Origin of the sequence: Enterococcus sp. BWR-S5, from assembly GCF_016745255.1 — a bacterium.
Taxonomy (GTDB): Bacteria; Bacillota; Bacilli; order Lactobacillales; family Enterococcaceae; genus Enterococcus_L.
On record NZ_JADOEQ010000001.1, the window covers coordinates 77872 to 99155 of the forward strand.

The 21284-nt window shown below is 41.2% G+C and carries 20 protein-coding genes; all 20 read left to right on the forward strand.

Translation table 11 applies throughout. The annotated features are described in order from the left end of the window. Positions 1–310: 310 nt before the first annotated feature. The 20 genes from IW510_RS00475 to acpS all read left to right on the forward strand — a co-directional run bounded on the left by IW510_RS00475 (position 311) and on the right by acpS (position 21263). Positions 311–1267, forward strand: coding sequence for a Gfo/Idh/MocA family protein (locus IW510_RS00475; RefSeq protein WP_202055635.1), 957 nt, complete (start codon positions 311–313; stop codon positions 1265–1267). A 551-nt stretch (positions 1268–1818) separates the two neighbouring features. After that, complete coding sequence (locus tag IW510_RS00480) at positions 1819–3687, forward strand: BglG family transcription antiterminator (protein ID WP_202055636.1); 1869 nt, start codon at positions 1819–1821, stop codon at positions 3685–3687. 4 nt (positions 3688–3691) lie between these two features. Beyond that, entirely contained in the window at positions 3692–4033 is a 342-nt protein-coding gene (locus IW510_RS00485; protein ID WP_202055640.1) for a PRD domain-containing protein, read from the forward strand. Between the two features lie 27 nt (positions 4034–4060). Beyond that, positions 4061–4417, forward strand: coding sequence for a glycine-rich SFCGS family protein (locus tag IW510_RS00490; RefSeq protein ID WP_086350006.1), 357 nt, complete (start codon positions 4061–4063; stop codon positions 4415–4417). Positions 4418–5011: 594 nt separating this feature from the next. Further along, positions 5012–5365, forward strand: coding sequence for a DUF4312 family protein (locus tag IW510_RS00495; protein ID WP_202055642.1), 354 nt, complete (start codon positions 5012–5014; stop codon positions 5363–5365). A 96-nt stretch (positions 5366–5461) separates the two neighbouring features. Further along, on the forward strand, positions 5462–6241 hold the full coding sequence (locus IW510_RS00500; RefSeq protein WP_202055644.1) for a DUF4311 domain-containing protein: 780 nt from the start codon (positions 5462–5464) through the stop codon (positions 6239–6241). Between the two features lie 26 nt (positions 6242–6267). Then, complete coding sequence (locus tag IW510_RS00505; protein WP_202055646.1) at positions 6268–6969, forward strand: DUF4310 family protein; 702 nt, start codon at positions 6268–6270, stop codon at positions 6967–6969. A gap of 116 nt (positions 6970–7085) precedes the next feature. Continuing rightward, complete coding sequence (locus IW510_RS00510; protein ID WP_202055648.1) at positions 7086–8387, forward strand: PTS sugar transporter subunit IIC; 1302 nt, start codon at positions 7086–7088, stop codon at positions 8385–8387. Positions 8388–8477: 90 nt separating this feature from the next. Continuing rightward, entirely contained in the window at positions 8478–8738 is a 261-nt protein-coding gene (locus IW510_RS00515) for a hypothetical protein (protein ID WP_202055649.1), read from the forward strand. Further along, positions 8735–9823, forward strand: coding sequence for a DUF871 domain-containing protein (locus tag IW510_RS00520; protein WP_202055651.1), 1089 nt, complete (start codon positions 8735–8737; stop codon positions 9821–9823). Before IW510_RS00515 ends, IW510_RS00520 begins: the two co-directional genes overlap by 4 nt. A gap of 9 nt (positions 9824–9832) precedes the next feature. Then, on the forward strand, positions 9833–10942 hold the full coding sequence (locus tag IW510_RS00525; RefSeq protein ID WP_202055653.1) for an amidohydrolase/deacetylase family metallohydrolase: 1110 nt from the start codon (positions 9833–9835) through the stop codon (positions 10940–10942). Then, positions 10932–12026, forward strand: coding sequence for a DgaE family pyridoxal phosphate-dependent ammonia lyase (locus IW510_RS00530; protein ID WP_202055654.1), 1095 nt, complete (start codon positions 10932–10934; stop codon positions 12024–12026). Before IW510_RS00525 ends, IW510_RS00530 begins: the two co-directional genes overlap by 11 nt. Positions 12027–12102: 76 nt before the next feature. Next, positions 12103–12843, forward strand: a complete 741-nt coding sequence (gene dagF / locus IW510_RS00535; RefSeq protein ID WP_202055655.1) for a 2-dehydro-3-deoxy-phosphogluconate aldolase — start codon at positions 12103–12105, stop codon at positions 12841–12843. A gap of 115 nt (positions 12844–12958) precedes the next feature. Continuing rightward, positions 12959–13969, forward strand: coding sequence for a sugar kinase (locus IW510_RS00540; protein ID WP_202055656.1), 1011 nt, complete (start codon positions 12959–12961; stop codon positions 13967–13969). A 283-nt stretch (positions 13970–14252) separates the two neighbouring features. After that, a complete protein-coding gene (locus IW510_RS00545) occupies positions 14253–15257 on the forward strand; it encodes a hypothetical protein (RefSeq protein WP_202055657.1) in 1005 nt (334 codons plus the stop codon). Positions 15258–15421: 164 nt separating this feature from the next. Next, positions 15422–15880 carry a YaiI/YqxD family protein gene (locus tag IW510_RS00550; RefSeq protein ID WP_202055658.1) on the forward strand — a complete coding sequence of 153 codons (459 nt, stop codon included), beginning with the start codon at positions 15422–15424 and terminating at the stop codon, positions 15878–15880. A 337-nt stretch (positions 15881–16217) separates the two neighbouring features. Beyond that, complete coding sequence (locus tag IW510_RS00555; protein ID WP_202055659.1) at positions 16218–17297, forward strand: D-alanine--D-alanine ligase; 1080 nt, start codon at positions 16218–16220, stop codon at positions 17295–17297. Positions 17298–17458: 161 nt separating this feature from the next. Further along, positions 17459–18829: a UDP-N-acetylmuramoyl-tripeptide--D-alanyl-D-alanine ligase gene (locus tag IW510_RS00560; protein ID WP_202055660.1), complete on the forward strand. Its 1371-nt coding sequence runs from the start codon at positions 17459–17461 to the stop codon at positions 18827–18829. A 358-nt stretch (positions 18830–19187) separates the two neighbouring features. Then, a complete protein-coding gene (cshA, locus tag IW510_RS00565; RefSeq protein ID WP_202055661.1) occupies positions 19188–20744 on the forward strand; it encodes a degradosome RNA helicase CshA in 1557 nt (518 codons plus the stop codon). 168 nt (positions 20745–20912) lie between these two features. Continuing rightward, positions 20913–21263 carry a holo-ACP synthase gene (gene acpS, locus IW510_RS00570; RefSeq protein ID WP_202055663.1) on the forward strand — a complete coding sequence of 117 codons (351 nt, stop codon included), beginning with the start codon at positions 20913–20915 and terminating at the stop codon, positions 21261–21263. Positions 21264–21284 lie beyond the last annotated feature (21 nt).

Below are 21284 nucleotides of genomic sequence, written 5' to 3' on the forward strand. Positions count from 1 at the left end.
TGGGTAGTTTTGGTGGTTTGTTTGTAAGGGTCTAATACTGTAATCGATTGCCGAGGTCAGCTGATCTCGGTTTTTTTGTTGAAAAGCGTCATACATTGAGGCTGCAGAAGAAGTCTTCTAAGGCCGGCAGCCACTTTGCCTATTCCATAAAAGGCGAGGTGCAGCTGATTGTACAGCTTAAGCTCAGGTTATAAGCGGCTTGCTTTTTTTGCACACAGTAGGGAAGTAGAAATCAACTTCCTTCTTTTATGGTTTGACGTTTTTTTATTTAGAGGTATAGTGTGAGTAGAAAGAAGCAGGAGGTATAACTATGAAAAGGGTTCGCTATGGTATTTTAAGTACAGCGCAGATTGTTCCTCGATTTGTTCGAGGGATAAGAGAAAGTAAGGTGGGGGAAGTAACGACGATTGCTTCAAGAGACTTGGAGCGGGCAAAGGAAGCTGCTGAGAAGCTGGAAATTCCAAAGGCTTATGGCAGCTATGAAGCACTTTGCTTGGATCAAGAGGTTGACATCGTTTATATTGCTACCTACAATAAGGGACATTATGAAGCCGCTAAGCTGGCACTGACACATAAAAAACATGTTTTATTGGAAAAACCATTTACCTTGATAGCTGCGGAAGCAGAAGAGTTGTTTGCTTTAGCAAGGAAAAATGATTGTTTCCTAATGGAAGCGCAAAAAGCTGTTTTTCTACCAATCACTAGTCAGGTGAAACAAGTGATTGAGCAAGGGGCAATTGGTCGTGTCCGACATATTCGGTCGGTTACTGCCTATCCTAATATTGAACACCTGAAATGGTTTCATTCACTTGATGCGGGTGGCGGTGTGCTCCATAGCTCCGGCAGCTATCCTCTTGAGTATATTCAATATATACTTGGGAGTGCTCCAAATGGATATACCGGCTATTCTTCAATGGAAAAAGGAAGATCGGATGATCAATTTGAGCTTGTTCTAAAGTTTCCCGGACAGGTGTTGGCGAGTGTTTTTATTACCGTGCAGCTGGATATTCCGAGTGAAATGGTTATCTATGGAGAAAAGGGCAAGATTACAATTCCTTATTTTTGGAAAACAGACCATGCAGCTATTTCCTATAATGATGGTCGTGAGGAATCGTTAACGAGTACTGTCAGCAGTGAGTTTGTATTTGAAGTCAATCATGTGAATGAATGTATACTTAGCGGCTTGCAAGAAAGTCCGATAATGACCGAAAAGTTAACAGTTGATACGGTAGGCCTTGTGGAAGAAATGTATAAGCAATGGCTGTAAAATAAGAAAAATCTAAGGTTGTTTGTGTTATTAGGTAATTTATGATAAAGTATGTCTCATGCGACGAGTTGACTCAACCAGATGATTGTTTCAATCATTTCGATTTTATCGACTAGTGGTTGGTTGATGCAGAGGCACCGATGTTTGGTCATCAACTACCGGATTGTAGTCGTGTCGGATGAGGTTTTTGTGGAGAAAATTCATCTATTTATAGTAATATAAATACTGCAAAAAAAAGAAGATGAAAATCTTCTTTTTTTATTTTGCAAAATAGAGAAACAGACTGCTTGAAATTGAGTTAAGTGCAATTACTTTTTGTGGTATGCTTTGTTCAAGAGTTGCACTTAATTTTTATGGCAAGTCCTTAAATATAAAGGTTTTTTTAAGGGGAACAGTTTTTTTGAATGAAAAATAGAGGTCTTCTTTTGTGTTTAAGAGAAAAAAATTGGGCTACGGTTGCACTTACAAAAGTGCAACTTTTTTGTATTGTTACTTGTGAAGAATCGAGCTATAGTTGCAGGTGTAAGGGAAGAAATGAAGGTGAGTAGAAGATGTCACTGCACTTATCAAAACGAGAAATTAATATTTTACTGATGCTTCTGGATTTGGAGAACAGTATTACGACAAAAGAGCTGGCTGAAACCTTTAGTGTAAGCGTAAGGACCATCAAATACGACTTGGACAATGTACGTGCATGGTTTCAGGAAAGAAACATCAGCTTGCAGGCAAGGCGAAATAAGGGCGTTTGGTTAGAATTGCCGGATTCTGAACGATTGACTTTGAAAAATGAAATTTTGGAAGTCGACCGTTTTGAAACCTATCCGGATCAAGAGCTGAGAATGAATCAATTGATTTTTCATCTGATTCTTTCGGAGAAGCACCTGACCTCTCAGGAATTGGCGGATGAGCTTCAGGTTAGCAGAAATACGATTCTAAAGGACTTAGATCGCGTTGAAGAGTTCATTGAAAGATATGAACTGCAGTTGGATCGGCAAAGTCGTATGGGCTTTTCCATTTATGGTGAAGAGAGCAAGATTCGGTTGTTGATGGAGTATATCAGTCAGAAGGAAATTACAGAATACGACATTTACCAAATCATGAGTCATTTTGTTCAAGCGGGTAACCATAAACGATTGATTGATGTTCATGTGGGTGGTAATACGATTTTTCAGGAAATCTATCAGGTGTCACTAAATGAGATGACCCAGTTGCTTGACCCATCCTTATTGGATCAGTTCAACTATGCAGAAATACTTTCCATTACGCTCAGAGTGGCAATTGCTACATCCAGAATGCAGCTGCAGCATACAATGAGTGGCTATAAAATTCTGTCAAATCAGGATGAATTAATGCAAAAGCAAGAGCTGCCGTTTTTATTAATGAACAAGGTCTTTGAGCATTACGAGCTGCCGCTTTTGGCAGATGAATATTTTTATATCTATAGTGATGTGTTCATTACGAACAGTCATCAGGATATCGCTGAACTGACGGAGGAACTGATTCGAGATGTTTCTGAGGAAATTAGTTTTCCTTTTTACCGGGATCGTCAACTGTTTACCAATCTATTCGCTCACTTATCCTTACGATTAACAAAGAAACATCTATTTATCAATGAATACAATCCCTTTGTTGATGATATCAAAGCAAAATATCCTCAGCTGTTTAATGCAATTAAGCATGCCAGCAGTCGGGACATAGAGAATGCAGCATTGTTTATTAATGACTCATTCATTGCTTATATCGCGTTACATTTCTTAGTGGCTTATGAAAAAAATCAGCATGAAATCAATGTTGTTCGAATCGTCTATGTCTGTTCAACAGGGCTGGGAGTAACCAGTTTAATTGAGCAGAAGATTTTGGAAGAGGTTTCCAATGTAGAAATTGCCGGTTTTGCTTCTGTGCTGAATGCGACAGATATCATTGAAGAAAAAAATCCCGACCTTGTTCTCAGTATTTTTCCTATTGAGGTAATAAACCGACCGTTTATCAAGGTAAATCCATTACCGACTGAAAATGATATTCAACAGATTCAGGAGGAAGTGAATAAGATTCTGACAAGTGTTCGAGATGGGAGTATTCCACGGTTGGTACCACGCCAACCGCTAAAGGAAAATCGCGGACTGGAAGCAGAGAGTAGAGATATCCTGGTACGATCCTATGTGATTTATGAAGAATTACTTAAAGCTTTTGCCGGGAAATTGAATGATGGTTACAAAGAGGCTTTCTTACTCCATGTGATGTTGATGGTCCACCGGATCATTTTCGATGGTCAGTATGAAAATGAAGGGAATATCGTAAAAGAGACCCTGATGGCTCAGCAACAACTTGTAGAGCAAATCGAGCGGATTTTTGCCAAGAATAATTTAACCGTGAATCAAGCAGAAATCACAGCTTTATTGAATTACATCAGAGAGGAGTGAGACTATGGAATTTACAGAAGATGCAAAGAAAATTATCAACGAATCAGAAAATCGCGAAGAGCTAGAGGCCTCAATCGCAAAAACTGAGGAGCTTTTACAGACCGCAGCTATTGTACCCACTGAGCTGCAATGGACAATTCTAATCAACCATGTCAATGAAATGATTAAGCGCTCAAAGGCGGACGAAAAGATGGCGGGTGTTGATCCGGAAATGTTTGAAGAGGTATCAAAGGATGCACTATCAATTGCGGACGAGTTGGTTAAGCATATCGGCAATTTACCAATAGACGAAATGTATGTATTATCCATACACTTTGAGGCTGCAAAACAAAACGCGGCTGAATAAATAAAAACAATCTAGGAGGAAAAAACCATGATAACAGTAGTAATCGCAGATCGTTTAGGAAAAGGACAAAATGTAGCTAAAGGTGTAGAAGCAGCCGGCGGACGTGCCGTTGTTGTTCCCGGAATGGGCGCAGATATGCGTTTAGGTGATGTCATGCAGCAGGAGAATGCTGATATGGGTATCTCATTCTGCGGAAGCGGCGGTGCCGGTGCATTAACTGCAGCAAATAAATACGGCTACCCTGAGCGTCACGGTATGCGTTCTGTTGAAGAAGGAATTACAGCAATCAACGATGGGAAAACTGTACTGGGCTTTGGCTTCATGGATCAGGAAGAATTAGGCAAACGTCTGACAGAAGCATTTGTAAAAAAACACGGTGAATAGGAGAGGTTGTGATAGAAGCGTTTAGCTCTGAGATGTCAGTTCCACTTACTCAAGGTTCTTTAGTGGAATGATATATGCGACTTGCAAAAAAGCTGACTGTTCGTGAACAGTCGTTCCTTAGACATGCAATTGCTAAATAAAAAGGACAATTTAAAAATAGATTCTCATATTTTTGATATTGTTCGGTTTATTTCCGAGAGAGCTGCTTCTAGAACACCGTTTATGAGGATTTGTGTGATTAACATTGTCTTACAAAAACAACAAGGAGGGCCATTATTCTTGCGTTTAGGCGAACAACAAGTGCTTCTACGAGTCTATCGATTCTCGAAGCAAAGCATTAAGCCTGGACCGCTTGGATACCGGACCTCCAAAATAAAGGAACAGTAAATCAAAGAATCAAAGCTGTTCCCACAAAAATAACAAGGAGGGCCATTATTCTTGCGTTTAGGCGAACAACAAGTGCTTCTACGAGTCTATCGATTCTCGAAGCAAAGCATTAAGCCTGGACCGCTTGGACACCGGACCTCCAAAATAAAGGAACAGTAAATCAAAGAATCAAAGCTGTTCCCACAAAAATAACAAGGAGGAAGAACTGTGAGTGCAACGACAAAGACATCTCAGATCGTGAAAGTTTCAGGAAAAGGGGAAAATAAGGCGGCGGCATTTGCCAGTGCGTTAAGCAGTGTGTCAAAAAAGATTCTGAAAGAATCAACAGATGTATTGCTGAGAATCGAACCTAAGGACGTAGAAATCCTTTCAGCGGTAGAGAAGAATTATACGGAGCGCTTCCTGTTCTTCTTCTTTCCAAGAAAACGTACAAGCTACGAAGTGGAGTTAAATGTTGAAGTAGAGATTAGTATGATCGATATGGCAGATGTGCCATTCAAACAGGTGGATGCGCAGGACCCAAATGGTGTCTCCGTGCCGTTCACAACAAAAAAAATATAAAATTGACGATGCTGCCTGCTTTTCTTTACTTAAGAACAGGACAAACAGCTAGCGTACATGGTCAAAAAATAAAAAAGGAATAAGGAGGAAAAGCGAGTGGACTTAATTGTTATTCTATTTAAATCAGTTATTATTGGCGGACTACTTGGCTTTGCAGCGGGTGTCGGAGCGGCAAGAATGTTCCATGCACCGCAAACACAAGGGTTAGGTGCTTTTAGAACATTGGGGGAAATGAACGCAGCAGAAGGGGACCCGGCGTCACATTTTTCATTCGGTTTGGGGTTCTTCTTTAATGCTTGGGCTTCTGCAGTAGGGGCCGGTGCTTTCACACAGGATGTGACACACCGTATCATTCCTAACTGGGCAGCAGCAGCATTATTAGTAAAAGATAAAGATGTCACGAAAACGATGCATGATCCTAAAAAAATGGGGATTGCCGGAGCGATTGCCGGGATTATCACAGTGACCTTTTTGAACAGTACAGCAGCAGCGATTCCTGAGTCACTACAGGTAACAGCCGTAGCCGTATTGGTACCAGCTGCAACGATTCTAATTAACACAGTTATGCCGGTATTGTTCTGGCTAGCTGCATTGGATGCAGGGAAACGTACCGGTTTCTGGGGAACATTATTTGGCGGTCTGTCTCAGCTAGTTATGGGGAATGCCGTTCCAGGTGTTGTTCTGGGGATTTTAATCGGTAAAGGTGTCGATGAATTAGGCTGGACTCGTATGACAAAAGGTATGATGGCAGCGATTATTCTATTATTCGTATTCAGCGGATTCTTCCGTGGATTCGATATGCAGCTAATCGAAAGCTTCAAGATGACTGTACCGAACTGGTTGAACAATCTGCATGATGTGTTCACAGTGAAATAAGCTTAAAGCAGAAGGAGGAGCAAATTATGGATGAAAAAGAAAAAACAGAATGGTCACAAGATGAAATAGAAATTCAAGAAGCATTAAAAGCAAAAAGCTTCTGGTACGCTGACTGGTCTTTCCCGATTATCGTTGGATTGATGGCAGCAGCAGTTTTCGCAGGAACACATATGTATGTCGTTCATGGCGTAGGAGCATTTAACGAAGTATCAATCGTTGCAATGTTGAAAGCCGGTTTGGATGGCGGTTCGTATGGTGCAGCCGCAGCATTCGGTGCGAGCTTCTTGTTTGCCCGCATTTTAGAAGGTTCATTAGTAGGTATCCTGGATTTAGGTGGATCAATCCTGACAGGTCTGGGTATCGGTGTACCGGCAATCCTGCTGAGTATGAACATTGACGCACCGATTAAGAACTTCCCGTTAGCATTATTGACAGGTGCTGTATTAGGTCTAATGGTGGGTGGCGTAATTATCTTGATTCGTAAGTTCACTATCAATCAAGGAAACTCAACGTTTGGTGCTGATATCATGATGGGTGCCGGAAATGCAGCCGGTCGTTTCTTAGGTCCGCTAATCATTTTGAGCGCAGCAAGTGCTTCTATTCCAATCGGAATTGGTTCAACAATTGGTGCAATGATTTTCTACGCATGGAAAAAACCAATTGCAGGTGGAGCAATCCTTGGAGCGATGATTTTCGGGGCATTCTTCCCTGTTGAACTAACACAATAATTAGTGCAAAATCCATTTTTCCAAAATTTGGAAATCCGTTTACATTATAATGTTATCGTGGTATTATGTACTCGAACTAGTTATAATATTATAATCTTTTGAACAGGGGAAACAAGATGGATGGGTTTATGTTATGGATGGAGCAGCATTTGATGCCAATGGCAAACAGGTTTGGTTCGCAGCGTCACATGCTTGCTATTAGGAAAGGATTGATTGCGACAATTCCACTGACGCTGGTCGGTTCTTTCTTCACGCTTTTTCAAAATATTCCAATTGATGCATATATGGAGTTTATTGCACCATATCAGGCAGTCATGGATATTCCGTCACGTTACACAATGGGAATGCTGGCTTTGTATGCGACCTTCGGGATAGCGTCATCTCTGGCAGCTAGTTATAAGCTTGATACTTTGATGTGTGGGATTTTATCGTTGCTGTCCTTTTTAGTAACAGCGGCACCGCCGACAAGAGTATTTGAAGATGTTCCTGACGTTATCAATGCAGGGAGATACATCAATTTAGCCAATTTAGGAGCTGCTTCATTGTTTGGGGCAATTATGGCAGCTATTGTCACTGTTGAAATCTATCGTTTCTTTGTTGAAAGAAACATCACGATTAAGATGCCGGAAGGCGTACCGCCTGAAGTATCTAATTCGTTTATTGCTTTGATTCCGGGAACAGTTATTCTATTGCTTTTCTGGGGATTACGCCACATCGTTGGATTTGATTTGAATGCATTTTTGAGCAGCCTTTTGATGCCTTTGAAAGGGGTTCTTGCTGGAAACAGTCTATTCGGCGGTTTGTTGACCGTATTCTTGATTTGTTTCTTCTGGGTATTAGGGATTCATGGTCCGGCAATTATGGGACCGGTTATCCGTCCTTTCTGGGATATGTCAATCGCTGAAAACAACGAAGCTTTTATTAATGGAGTTGCAGCCAGTGATCTGCCAAACATCTTTACAGAACAATTTCTACAATGGTTTGTATGGATTGGCGGAGCAGGTACGACGCTTGCCTTAGTTGTTTTGATGATGTTTTCAAAATCTAAGTATTTGAGAAGTCTAGGTAGAATGTCATTTCTTCCCGGCGTTTTCAATATCAACGAGCCTGTGATTTTCGGTACACCAATCGTAATGAATCCAATTATAGGTATTCCTTTCATTGTTGCACCACTAGTTACAACAACATTATCTTATGTATTAACAGTTACAAATGTTATACCAATGATGGCAGTTCGCTTAGCCTTTACACTACCTGCACCAATTGCTGCATGGCTGAGTACAGACTATAGTGTTATGGCCGGAGTATTGGTTGTGATAAACTTTATTATTACATTAGCTATCTATTATCCCTTCTTCAAAATTTATGAAAAGCAGCAGCTGGCGAAAGAAATGGAAAAAGGAACTGAAGCTGAGTAGATAGAAAAAATGAGAAGGGTGGAACAGTACAAATGTGCAGTTCGACCCTTTTCATTCAATCAATGTAAGTGATATAAGGAGGCATAAGAAATGTGGATATGGTTCATTCTGGTGTTTATCGTTGCTCAAGTAATCATAGAAAAAGAGATACTGCCAGCCAAAATGAGGACTGCTAGGTTACGCATAGTGTGTCTGTATTCGATTGGCGGGATTACATTGGCAATCATTGCCGGTCTAATTGTTAATCAACCATTATTTGTTGTAGGTACGGTGACTATTTTCTTTGGCTCATTAGTATCCTGGAAAAATAGAGAAAAATTTGAAAAGATGGAGCGTGGCGAAAGCAGATGAAACGAGCTTTAGGAGTGTCAGTATACCCTGACCATAGTGATGTAGAGAAAGACAAGGCCTATTTGAAAAAGGCAGCAGATTGCGGCTTTACTAGAATTTTTATGAGTATGCTGGAAGTAACAGACGGCAAAGAGGCCGTGAAGAAAAAATTTCAACATCTAATCGGCTATGCTAAGGAGCTGGGATTTGAAACGATTTTAGACGTTGTTCCTGCTCTGTTTGACGAATTGGAGATTTCTTATGATGATTTATCCTTTTTCCACGAGCTTGGAGCAGATGGAATTAGGCTGGATGCAGGCTTTGATGGAAACAAAGAAGCAAAGCTGACGTTTAATCCATTTGATTTAGCCATTGAGCTAAATATGAGTAATGATGTCGCATACTTAGATAATATTTTGACCTACGAAGCCAATAAACCATTCTTGTATGGCTGTCATAATTTTTATCCTCAGGAAGGTACCGCTCTTCCATACGACTTTTTTGAAAAATGCAGTGTTCGTTTTAAAAAGAACGGTATCCGTACTGCCGCTTTTGTTACCTCACAAGCAGGGATAATTGGCCCGTGGGATATTAATGATGGACTTCCTACCTTGGAGAGTCACCGTCATCTGCCTATAGAAGTTCAAGCGAAGCATTTCTTTGCGACCGGCTTGATCGACGATGTCATTATTGGAAATGCCTATGCTTCTGATGAAGAGTTGGAAGCGTTAGGAAACTTGAATCGCTATCAGTTGGAATTCAGCATTGAATTTACAGAGGCTGTCAACGACGTTGAGAAGACAATCGCCTTGAACGAGCAGCATTTTCGCCGTGGGGATATCACAGATTTGATGGCACGTTCTACAGAAGTTCGTAAAAAATATAAAGAGGATGAGAATCCGGCCCACGACAATGAGCAAGAGTTCCAAATTGGCGATATCGTTATTGGAAATGATGCTTTTGGCAAATATAAAAATGAATTGCAGGTTGTATTACAGCCTCATACAGACACACGGAAAAATAAAATTGGCAGTGTCGCTTCGGATGAGCAAATGCTGCTGGAATTTATCAAACCATGGACAAAATTCAGATTGAAAGAAAAGTAGGGATAGCAAATGACTTATGATCTACTAATAAAAAATGGAAAGACGATCGATGGACAGCCGATAGAAATCGCCTTGTCAGAAGGTAAGATTGCAAAAGCGGCTGCTGCAATCGACGAAGAAAGCAAAGAAATCCTTGATTTAGAAGGGAAATCCTTTATTTCAGCCGGCTGGATTGATGATCATGTACACTGCTTTGAAAAAATGACATTGTATTATGATTTTCCAGATGAAATTGGTGTGAAAAAGGGTGTTACGACAGTTATTGATGCAGGAACAACTGGGGCAGAAAATATCCATGAGTTCTACGATTTAGCTGTTCAGGCAAAAACGAATGTCTATGCTTTGGCAAACATTTCTAAATGGGGCATCGTGGAACAGGATGAACTGGCAGATTTGACGAAAATTAAGGAAGACCTGATTAAAAAGGTTTTGACTGAACTACCGGATTTTGTCATTGGCATTAAGGCACGTATGAGTAAGACGGTTATCGGTGAAAATGGGATTACCCCATTAGAGCTGGCGAAAAAAATCCAAAAAGACAATAACAATCTGCCGCTGATGGTTCATATTGGTTCAGCACCGCCTGAGTTGGATGAAATTCTAGCACATATGTCTAAAGGAGATATTCTGACCCATTGCTTTAACGGCAAGCCGAATGGTATCCTAGATCAGAAGACAGGGAAAATCAAAGATTTTGCATGGGCTGCTTTTGACAAGGGTGTTGTTTTTGATATTGGACACGGCACCGACAGCTTTAACTTCAATGTGGCAGAAACAGCCTTGAAGGAAGGCATGAAGGCAGAAACAATCAGTACAGATATTTACATTCGTAATCGTGAAAATGGCCCGGTTTATGACTTGGCAACAACGATGGAAAAACTTCGTGTTGTTGGTTATGACTGGACAGAAATCATTGAGAAGGTAACGACTGTTCCGGCAGCGACTTTCCATTTAGAGACGAAAGGTCGTCTGGAGTCAGGCTACGATGCGGATTTGACGATTTTTACGATTGAAGAGGGCAGTAAAACACTGACAGATTCAAATGGCTTTACCAGAGAAGCAAAAGAATTGATCAAACCTGTGAAAACCATTATTGGAGGCGCGGTTTATGACAATTAGTTATGAAAAGTTCGATTTGAAAGAGGTTATCAATGCGTCGGGAAGAATGACAATTTTAGGCGTATCAAAGGTTTCTGAAGCAGTTTTGGCTGCACAGAAATTTGGCGGAGAGCACTTCTTTGAGATGAGTGAGCTTAGCATACAAACAGGCAAGTATTTGGCGGATTTATTGAAGGTTGAAGATGCCCAAATCGTTTCTTCTGCCTCTGCAGGGATTGCACAAAGCGTTGCGGCGCTGATTGGGCAAGGTTCCGTCTACCATGCTTACCACCCTTACACGGAAAAAGTTGCCAATCGAGAAATCATTTTACCTAAAGGGCATAATGTCGATTATGGTACACCGGTAGAGGTCATGGTTGCGCAAGGCGGCGGAAAAGTGGTTGAAGCCGGCTATGCAAATATGTGCTCAGCAGAGCATGTTGAAATGATGATTACGGAGCAGACAGCAGCAATTTTGTATATCAAGAGCCACCATACTGTACAAAAGAGTATGCTGAGCGTGACAGAAGCAGCAGAGGTAGCTCGTAAGAATAAATTGCCGTTGATTGTTGATGCGGCAGCAGAAGAGGACTTGTTCAAGTATGCTGAAGCAGGCGCTGATTTAGTCATCTATAGTGGAGCAAAAGCGATTGAAGGCCCAAGTGCCGGTCTGGTCATCGGCAAGAAGGAATATATCGATTGGATTCGTTTGCAGGGTAAAGGTATCGGACGCGCAATGAAAATTGGGAAAGACAATATTTTAGGCTTTACTCAAGCAGTAGAAGATTACTTGAAAAACGGCAGTGAGTCAGGTGCTTCCATGAAAGAGCGTATGGTACCATTCATCACTGACTTAAATGACATCAAAAATATCACGGCTTCTGTTGTTCAGGATGGAGCTGGTAGAGATATTTATCGTGCGAGTATCAAGGTGTCCGGACCGAAATCAGCGAAGGAAGTTATCCAAGAGCTGAAAACGGAAAATCCTGCCATCTATACGAGAGAATACCAAGCAAATAATGGTATTATTGAGTTCGATGTTCGTTCTGTCAACAGTGAAGAAATGACGAAAATTACGAAACGTCTGACCGAAATCATGAACTAGATTGGTGAGCGGGGCAACGTTTGGTTTAACAAGAAGAACACATAATAGAATAGATAAACAAGAGGAGATTAGAAGAATGTCAATTACACCAAATTATTTAGAAGATCGTTTATGTTTAAATGTTTTAGCCAATTCAGTAGAAAATGCGAAAGCTTGTTACGAAGCAGCAGACGGACATGTGATTTTGGGCGTACTATCTAAAAACTACGCGACAGATGAAGCAGCGATTGAGGATATGAAGAAATATGCAGCGGAAACAAATAATGCGTTATCCGTAGGACTAGGTGCCGGCGATCCAAACCAAAGCCAAATGGTTTCACGTATTTCTAAAGATTTACAGCCGCAGCACGTCAACCAAGTATTTACCGGTGTGGGAACTTCTCGTGCTTTGTTAGGTCAAAATGAAACAGTTGTGAATGGACTGGTTTCTCCGACTGGTAGAGTAGGTTACGTAAATATCGCAACAGGTCCATTAAGCTCACAGGCTCCGGCAGGTGAAGTGCCAATTGAAACAGCAATCAAAATGCTGCAGGATATGGGCGGCAGCTCAATCAAATACTTCCCAATGAAGGGCTTAGCGCATAAAGAAGAATATAAAGCAGTGGCAGAAGCTTGTGCAAAATATGATTTCTACCTTGAGCCAACAGGCGGCATCGACTTGGAAAACTTTGAAGAAATCGTTCAAATTGCTGTTGATGCAGGCGTGAAGAAAATCATTCCACACGTATACAGCTCAATTATCGACTCAGAAACAGGCGACACACGACCAGAGGATGTAAAAACCTTACTGGACATGATGAAAAATACATTAAAATAAAAAGATAAGCTGATAGAACAGCCCTTAAACCAGTCATCAAAGCGCAAAACGTTGAAAGACGGATGACGATTGTTTAAGGGCTGCTTCAGGACGCTGGATAAGGCAGGAAAAAAAGATGAGAATTTCAGCTTTTGGCGAAATCATGATGCGTTTAACCCCTCCCGAATACTTGATGCTTGAACAGACGAAGGATTTGCGGATGGATTTTACAGGAACAGGTGTCAATATTTTAAGTAATTTGTCACACTTTGGTTGTGAGACTAGCTTGATTACGAATCTTCCGGATAACCGTTTGGGTGAAGCGGCAAAAGCCAGTGTGCGTCAGTTAGGGATTAATGACAAATGGATTGGTCAGGAAGGCAATCATATCGGTTCTTATTTTGCTGAGATGGGGTACGGTCCTCGTCCAACCCAAGTTACTTATCAAAACCGCCACAGCAGTTCATTTGGTGTCAGCGATGCAACAGATTATCCCTTTGATGATTTTTTGAAGGAGACGGATTTGGTGCATATTTGTGGAATTTCCCTGAGCTTGACAGACCAAACAAGAGCAGCAGCTTTTGCGTTGGCAGAAAAAGCGCATAAGCAAGGAAAGAAAATCTGTTTTGATTTCAATTTCCGACCAAGCTTGAACAAAAATAATGAAGCAGCATTTATGCGTGAGCAGTATGAACGTATTCTTCCATATTGTGATATCGTATTTGGCAGTCAAAGAGATTTAACCGATCTTTTGGCGATGCCTGTCGATGAAGCATTAGATAGTACTGAGCAATTCAAAAAATTGGCAGCAGAATTTATGTCGACATACGGAATCGAACAGTTTGCAGGAACATTTAGAACCAGACAAGATGATAAATACTATCTTTCAGGTTTCCTGTTTTCGAAAGACGGCTATGAGCTGGCGGAGCCAAGAGAAATTATCAATCTTGATCGAATTGGTGCGGGCGACGGGTATGCTGCAGGTGTTCTGCTTGGCTATGCTGAGGATTGGGCGCCTGAAAAGACTGTTGCATTTGCGACGGCGAATGGTGTCTTAGCTCATACGATTCAAGGCGACGTACCATTGACGACTAGAAAACAGGTCGAGCATATTATGAATCACCCAACAGTTGATTTGATTCGTTAAGTGAGACTGAAGGCTGTTAGAGGGTGGCGTTCTGAACTATAAGAATTAGGTGAATGAATGCTGCAGCTTAGTTTATTTGGAATAATTGTTCTGCCGAAATGTCTGTCTCCGGATTCGACATTTCGGATTTTTTGTTGAGAAAAGAGAGTAAAAGATAGAAGAAAGTGGAAAATAGGAGCGGCTTTTCAGATAGTTTTCTAACTTACTTTCGTTTCTAAGCGTTTTTCATTATAATAGAGAGGATAGCTCGTGATGAGCTGAAGTAAATGCAGGAGGAAACACGATGTCTGAGGATTTTTGGAATGCTTTGGAAAATGAGCAGACGCTGGAAAGTATCCGTAAACGTCCGGGTATGTATATTGGCGCTCTAGGCTTATCTGGCTTTGAAAATATGATGATTCAGCTTTTTGATGAATTATTAAAGCTATCTGATTCACCGGAGCAGGCACAATTGAATATTGAACTTTCTGAAAATCAGATGATTCTTTCCTTAACCTGTAAGAAGAAATGGCGTCTGGGTTTGGAAAGTGAATATGGAAACACTTCTTACCTGCCCATTCAGGTTCTATTGGCTTTGTCTGAGCAGTTAGGGTTAAGCATAGAAACGCCTAGAAAAAGAGATATTCGAATTTATCAAGGAGGTATGCTGGTTAAATCGGCAGAGGTCGCTTCAACGATTGATGAGTATCGTTTGGAGCTGGCTTTCACACCGAACCAAGCGTTTCTGGGCTCAAAACAGGTGTCCTATTTTGTCTTGTTCAATCGTTGCCAGCAACTGGCAATGCTTTACAGTGGGTTGGCAATCAAGCTGTCGGATGGAGGCAGCCAGAAAAACTATCTGTGCTATGAGCAAGGGCTTGTTGAATATATTTTTCAGAAGGACTATGCATTGACTCGTGGGATTCGCCCGTTGGTTATTAAAACAGCAAGAGAAGGCGTGTCCATTCAAGCAGTGATTTCAAAGAATCCTTCTGCAAGTATCAGAGACAGCTTTGTGAATGGCCATCTTCCGATTGAAGGTGGAACCCACCTAGATGGGTTTATCCAAGGCGCAGTTGATGGCATGAATCGTTTTTTGGAAGAAACAAGCCGTATGAAGATTATGACGATTGAAAATTTTCCGGAACGCTTTGATTTTGTTCTTTCAATACAGGTCGAGCGGCCGCGATATGCCGGAGCTGTGAAGCAGAAAATTAGAAATCCGGAGCTGTATAAGGTCTTGCGCGAAGCAATCGCAGAAGAAGTCTCGCGCTTTTTGACTCGCTATCCGTCTTGGTATGTCAGCTGAGGCAGCTTTTTCAACTATAAAGGAATTATAAAATTTTTATGACTGTGAATTCAATGATACCAAGGATTAGCAGTGGAACAATTGAAACACAGTCTAGCTTCATGAGCGTATTGTTCGAGAGCTGAATGAGCTCGTTCAGCTTTTTTAAGAGAGGGTATAAATAGATGAAATTATTTATTGATGGAGATGGTTCGCCGGTAAAAGAGGCAGCGATAGAGATTGCCTGTAAGTATCATCTGGAGGTAATCATAGTCACTAGTGTCGATCATTATTCGCTGAAGGAATATCCTGAGGCTGTGTCCTTTGTTTATGTGGATAAAGGCGCTGACTCAGCAGATTTTCGAATTCTAAAGCTGATTCAAAAGGGTGATATATTAGTTACCCAGGATTATGGACTCGCTTCTCTTGTTCTGCCTAAAGGGGCATTAGTACTCCACCAGCTGGGGCGGGAGTATACAAAAGAGACCATTGACCAACTGCTGGAGCAACGCTATTTTAGCGCAAAGGTCAGAAAGAGCGGTGGTCGAACGAAAGGGCCAAAGCCCTTTACAGAAGCTGACCGGGCAGCCTTTAAAGAAAAATTAATCGAAGTGATTGAAAGAGAGTTAAAGGTAAGCGAATAACGGCAGATGCAATTTTCGTAAATACCTTCTTATCGCTTATAATCACTGTGATTGCTTACTCTATAAGCAGAGCAGGTCCCTACTTGGGACTTGAGGTTAACCGCTTCTGTTCCACCCTCAATGAGAAAATAGATTGTACCTATTACAAAAATTGTTTTTATGCTAAAATAATGAAAAAGTAATTTTTTACTATAGAAAACATGGCTTTATATGGGGCGAACAGAAAAATGAGGGATACCGAAACATACTGTTGTCTGAAAACTAAGGCAATGGTCATTGTGTCATGTCGTTCATTTAACCGTAGTCATATAACAGAATGGTTTAGGAGGAAAAGGATTTGAAAATTGTATTGCTCTATGGCGGAAAAAGTGAGGAACATGAGGTTTCTATTTTATCGGCTTTTTCCATTTTAAAAGCAGTTTATTATAATTACTATCAAGTTCAATTAGTATATATAAGTAAAGAAGGACAGTGGGTTAAAGGACCTGTGCTGACAGAAGCACCTGAAGACGAAGCTGTTCTGCACCTTACTTGGAATCCTCAAGGAGAAGAGTCGGACGGAGATAATTTTACTGGAAAAGTTATCACACCCTGTGAAATTAAAGAAGAAGACTCGATTGTTTTTCCAATCCTTCATGGACCGAACGGCGAAGATGGAACGATTCAAGGCTTTTTAGAAACGATGGATATTCCTTATGTTGGAACCGGCGTTCTTGCCAGTGCAACAGCAATGGATAAGATTATGACTAAATACTTGCTTCAAACGGTGGGGATTCCTCAAGTACCATTTGTTCCGGTACTGGAAAATCAATGGAAGGAAAATCCAAAACAAATTTTTGAGCAGTGTGAAGGCTCCTTGATTTATCCGATGTACATCAAACCGGCAAACATGGGTTCCAGTGTTGGTATCAGCAAGGCGGAAAACAGAGCAGAACTTCAATATGGCTTGAAAGAAGCATATAAATATGATTCAAGAGTGATTGTTGAACAAGGGATTGAAGCACGAGAAATTGAAGTGGCAATTCTTGGAAACGAAGATGTGCGAACAACATCGGCTGGGGAAATCGTGAAGGATGTAGAGTTTTATGACTATAATTCCAAATATATAGATAATAAGATTACCATGCAGATTCCCGCAGAAATTCCCGCAGAAGTTCATCAGGAAGCGCGAAAATATGCGAAAAAGGCTTATATGGTTTTAGATGGCAGCGGATTGAGTCGCTGTGATTTCTTCCTGACAAGTAAAAATGAACTATTTCTCAATGAGTTGAACACGATGCCTGGATTCACTCAATTCAGCATGTATCCATTACTATGGGAAAATATGGGCTTAAAATACAGTGATCTGATTGAAGAGCTGATTCAGTTAGCCTTGAATCGGTACAAACAGCGTCGACATACGACAACAGAGGCTTGATTAACCATATAGAGCGGATGAAGCAAGTCATAATACTGTTGACTTTAGAATTTACAGCCGGGGCATTTTTATGAATAGATGCCCTGGTTTTTTAATGGGTTAGATTAGAATAATAAATAACCAACCATTCAACTTACGATGAAAACAGGAGGAATCATGTGATGAAACTTAGTTTTTGGGAAATTGCACAAGCTGTACAGGCTGAAAATGATTGGAAGCAGTGGGAAGATTTTTCAGTAACGGGTGTAGAATTTGATAGCCGAATCATCAAGACAGGTAATCTGTTTGTGCCATTGGCAGGCAATGCCGACGGCCATCAGTTTATCAATAAGGCTCAGGAGAACGGCGCAGCAGCAGCTTTTTGGAGTAGTAAAGAGGAAGCACCAAACGCCTTTCCCATTTTAAAAGTAGCTGATACACTGGCAGCGATGCAAAAGCTTTCTGTTTATTATTTAAAGAAGCTGTCACCCTCTGTTATCGGAATTACCGGGAGCAATGGAAAGACAACAACAAAAGACATGGTCGAAGCTGTCCTTTCACAAAAATTCAATACCTACAAAACACAGGGCAACTACAATAATGACATTGGTTTGCCGTATACAATTCTGCATATGCCTGATGAGACTGAAAAGCTGATTCTTGAAATGGGGATGGATCACGCAGGAGAAATATCGTTTTTATCAACCTTGGCACAACCGGATGTCGCAGCAATTACCATGATTGGCGAAGCACATATTGAATACTTAGGCTCCCGTCAGGGAATCGCTGCAGCGAAGATGGAAATCGTCGATGGCTTGAAAGCAAGCGGCCTACTGCTTGTACCAAACGAAGAGCCTCTATTACAACCGTTAATAAGCGGTCTGAGTCAAACGGTAGAAACCTTTGGCTGGGAAGCGGCTGCGACTTATCAAGGAGCTGTCAGAGAAAGTGGTAAGGAGTATACAGATTTTACTGTTTCCGGCTTTTCTGAGGACCTGCGTATTCCAGTACCAGGTTCCTATAATGTAACCAATGCATTGATTGCTGTTGGAATCGGACGCTGGTTCGGGCTGTCAGAAGAGGAGATTCGTCAAGGACTGGCTGATTTAATCGTAACGAAAAATCGAACAGAATGGCTGAAGGCTGCAAACGGAGCAGATATTTTAAGCGATGTTTATAATGCAAATCCAACAGCGATGAAGCTGGTTCTGGATAATTTTAGAACAATGCCGACCAATGGCAAACGTTTGGCTGTTTTGGGGGATATGCTTGAGCTTGGACCGGAATCTAAAACGATGCATTGTTCTGTGGGCGAGTATTTGAAGCCTCAGGAAATAGCAGAAGTTTTCTTATATGGTGAGGAAATGCAGAGCTTATATGAGAAGTTGCAAGCAGCGTATGGTGAACACATCTATCATTATGAAAAAGAGCAAAAAAATAATTTGATTCAGGCATTGCAAGCAGTTCTTGAGCCGCAGGATATGGTGGTCTTAAAAGGGAGTAACGGCATGGGCTTAGCTGAAGTTGTAGCAGCTCTGCAAAATGAAAGTTGATTTTCATAAAACTTGCTGAAAAGCTTGAATTATGCTAAAATTAACTGTTGTCAGAAGATTTGAATAGAAATAGATGGCGGAGTATAGCGCCAATTATTTATATAAACTTGAACAGCTGAACGATTCCGTTTGGCTTTTCTGTTGTCAAACTTCATACGATAGGATTTTTCGATAGAGTTGATAAGATAGTTTGATAAAAGAGTATATCTCTATTTGACATAGAGTGAAGCAGCCCTCCACTGTTCGGCGGTCGGCTTCATTCAACGAAGCAAACTCCGCGGCTGGATTTATTGACTTATTGAAACGTTTAAGCATTGGGGCAGAAGCCCCCGAACAATAAGATATTAGGAGGATCACATTGAAATTTAGCGAACTTGGTTTATCATCAACATTACTATCTGCTATTGAACGTTCAGGATTTGAAGAAGCAACACCGATTCAGGGGGAAACAATCCCTTTGGCTTTAGAAGGAAAAGATGTTATTGGACAGGCTCAGACAGGAACTGGTAAAACAGCTGCCTTTGGTCTGCCAATGCTTGAAAAGATTGACACGAATAATCGTGTACTGCAAGGCTTGGTTATTGCACCAACAAGAGAGCTTGCTATTCAAACACAAGAAGAGCTTTATCGTCTTGGTAAAGATAAAAAAATTCGTGTACAGGCTGTATACGGAGGGGCAGATATTGGTCGTCAAATCAGAGGCTTGAAGGACCATCCACATATTGTTGTGGGAACACCGGGCAGACTGTTGGATCATATCAATCGCCGCACATTAAAATTAGGTACTGTAGAAACATTGGTATTAGATGAAGCAGATGAAATGCTGAACATGGGCTTCTTGGAAGATATTGAGAAAATTATTTCTCAAGTACCTTCTGAACGCCAAACACTGTTGTTCTCAGCAACAATGCCGCCTGCCATCAAAAATATCGGTGTGAAGTTCATGAAAGAGCCTCAACACGTAAAAATCAAAGCGAAGGAAATGACTGCTGATTTAATTGATCAGTATTATGTTCGTTCAAAGGATTATGAAAAATTCGATATTATGACTCGTTTGTTGGATTTCCAAACGCCTGAATTAACCATTGTTTTCGGTCGTACAAAACGTAGAGTAGACGAGCTGGCACGCGGATTAGAAGCGCGCGGTTATAAAGCTGAAGGAATCCATGGTGATTTGTCTCAGCAAAAACGAATGAGCGTTCTGCGTTCATTCAAAAGCGGCAATCTGGATATTCTAGTAGCGACAGACGTTGCTGCCAGAGGACTGGATATTTCCGGTGTTACCCATGTATACAACTATGATATTCCTCAAGATCCTGAAAGCTATGTTCACCGTATCGGCAGAACTGGGCGTGCAGGAAAAGGCGGTATGTCAGTTACCTTCGTAACACCAAGTGAAATGGGCTATCTTCACGTGATTGAATCATTGACGAAGAAAAGAATGTCTCCATTGAAACCACCGACCGCTAAAGAAGCATTCCATGGAAAACTGGGTGCGGCATTAGAATCAGTTGGCGATAAGCTGGCTGAGAATGGTTTGGATAAATATCTTGACTCGGCTGATGCGTTGCTTGAGAAGTATTCTCCTCAAGATTTGGCTGCGTTACTTCTTAAGACAATCTCAAATGATCCGGAAGACGCAGTGCCGGTAAAAATCACGCCTGAACGTCCGTTGCCTTCACCGAAAAGCGGCGGCTTCAACAAGAACAAGCGTCACAGCGGAGGCGGTGGAAACCGTCAGCGCAAAGACGGTCGTTCATACCGAGGCAAGAACAATAAGAGCAGCAATGGAAATGGGAATAACAATAGTGGCGGCGGAAACGGCAGCTACAACAAAGGGAAGAAAAATTATTCTTCCAAACGCAGCAATGACAAAGGCAGAGGCTTTGTCATTCGCGAAAAAGGAAACAACTAAGTAAAACATACGATTTCAGACGGCGGGAAAGGCCTTTAGCGACCATATCCCGCTGTCTGAAATTTTTTTATTATTTCTTTTCAGAATTTCTTTGGGGTTCTTGTAGGAAAAATTCTTTTTTTTTGTTAGAATGGATGTAATTTATTGATTTGGAGTGCAGGACAGATTATGATAAAAGGGATTGGAATAGATATTGTTGAGCTTTCAAGAATTGAGAAAATCATTGACAATCGGTCATCCTTTGTCAAAAGAGTGTTGACTGAAAATGAATTGGAAATCTTTCATCAGCTGTCTAAACGCCGTCAAATCGAATTTTTAGGCGGGCGCTTCTGCTGCAAAGAGGCCTTTTCAAAAGCCTGGGGCACTGGAATTTCCGGTGTTGGCTTTCAGGAGATGGAGATATTGCAGGATGAAAGCGGTGCACCTAAAATGACGAAGTCACCGCATCAGGGAAAAGTGTTTGTATCGATTTCCCATACTGAAACAACAGCGATAGCACAAATCGTTTTGGAAGAGTGACCGAACATAATCAAATGAAGA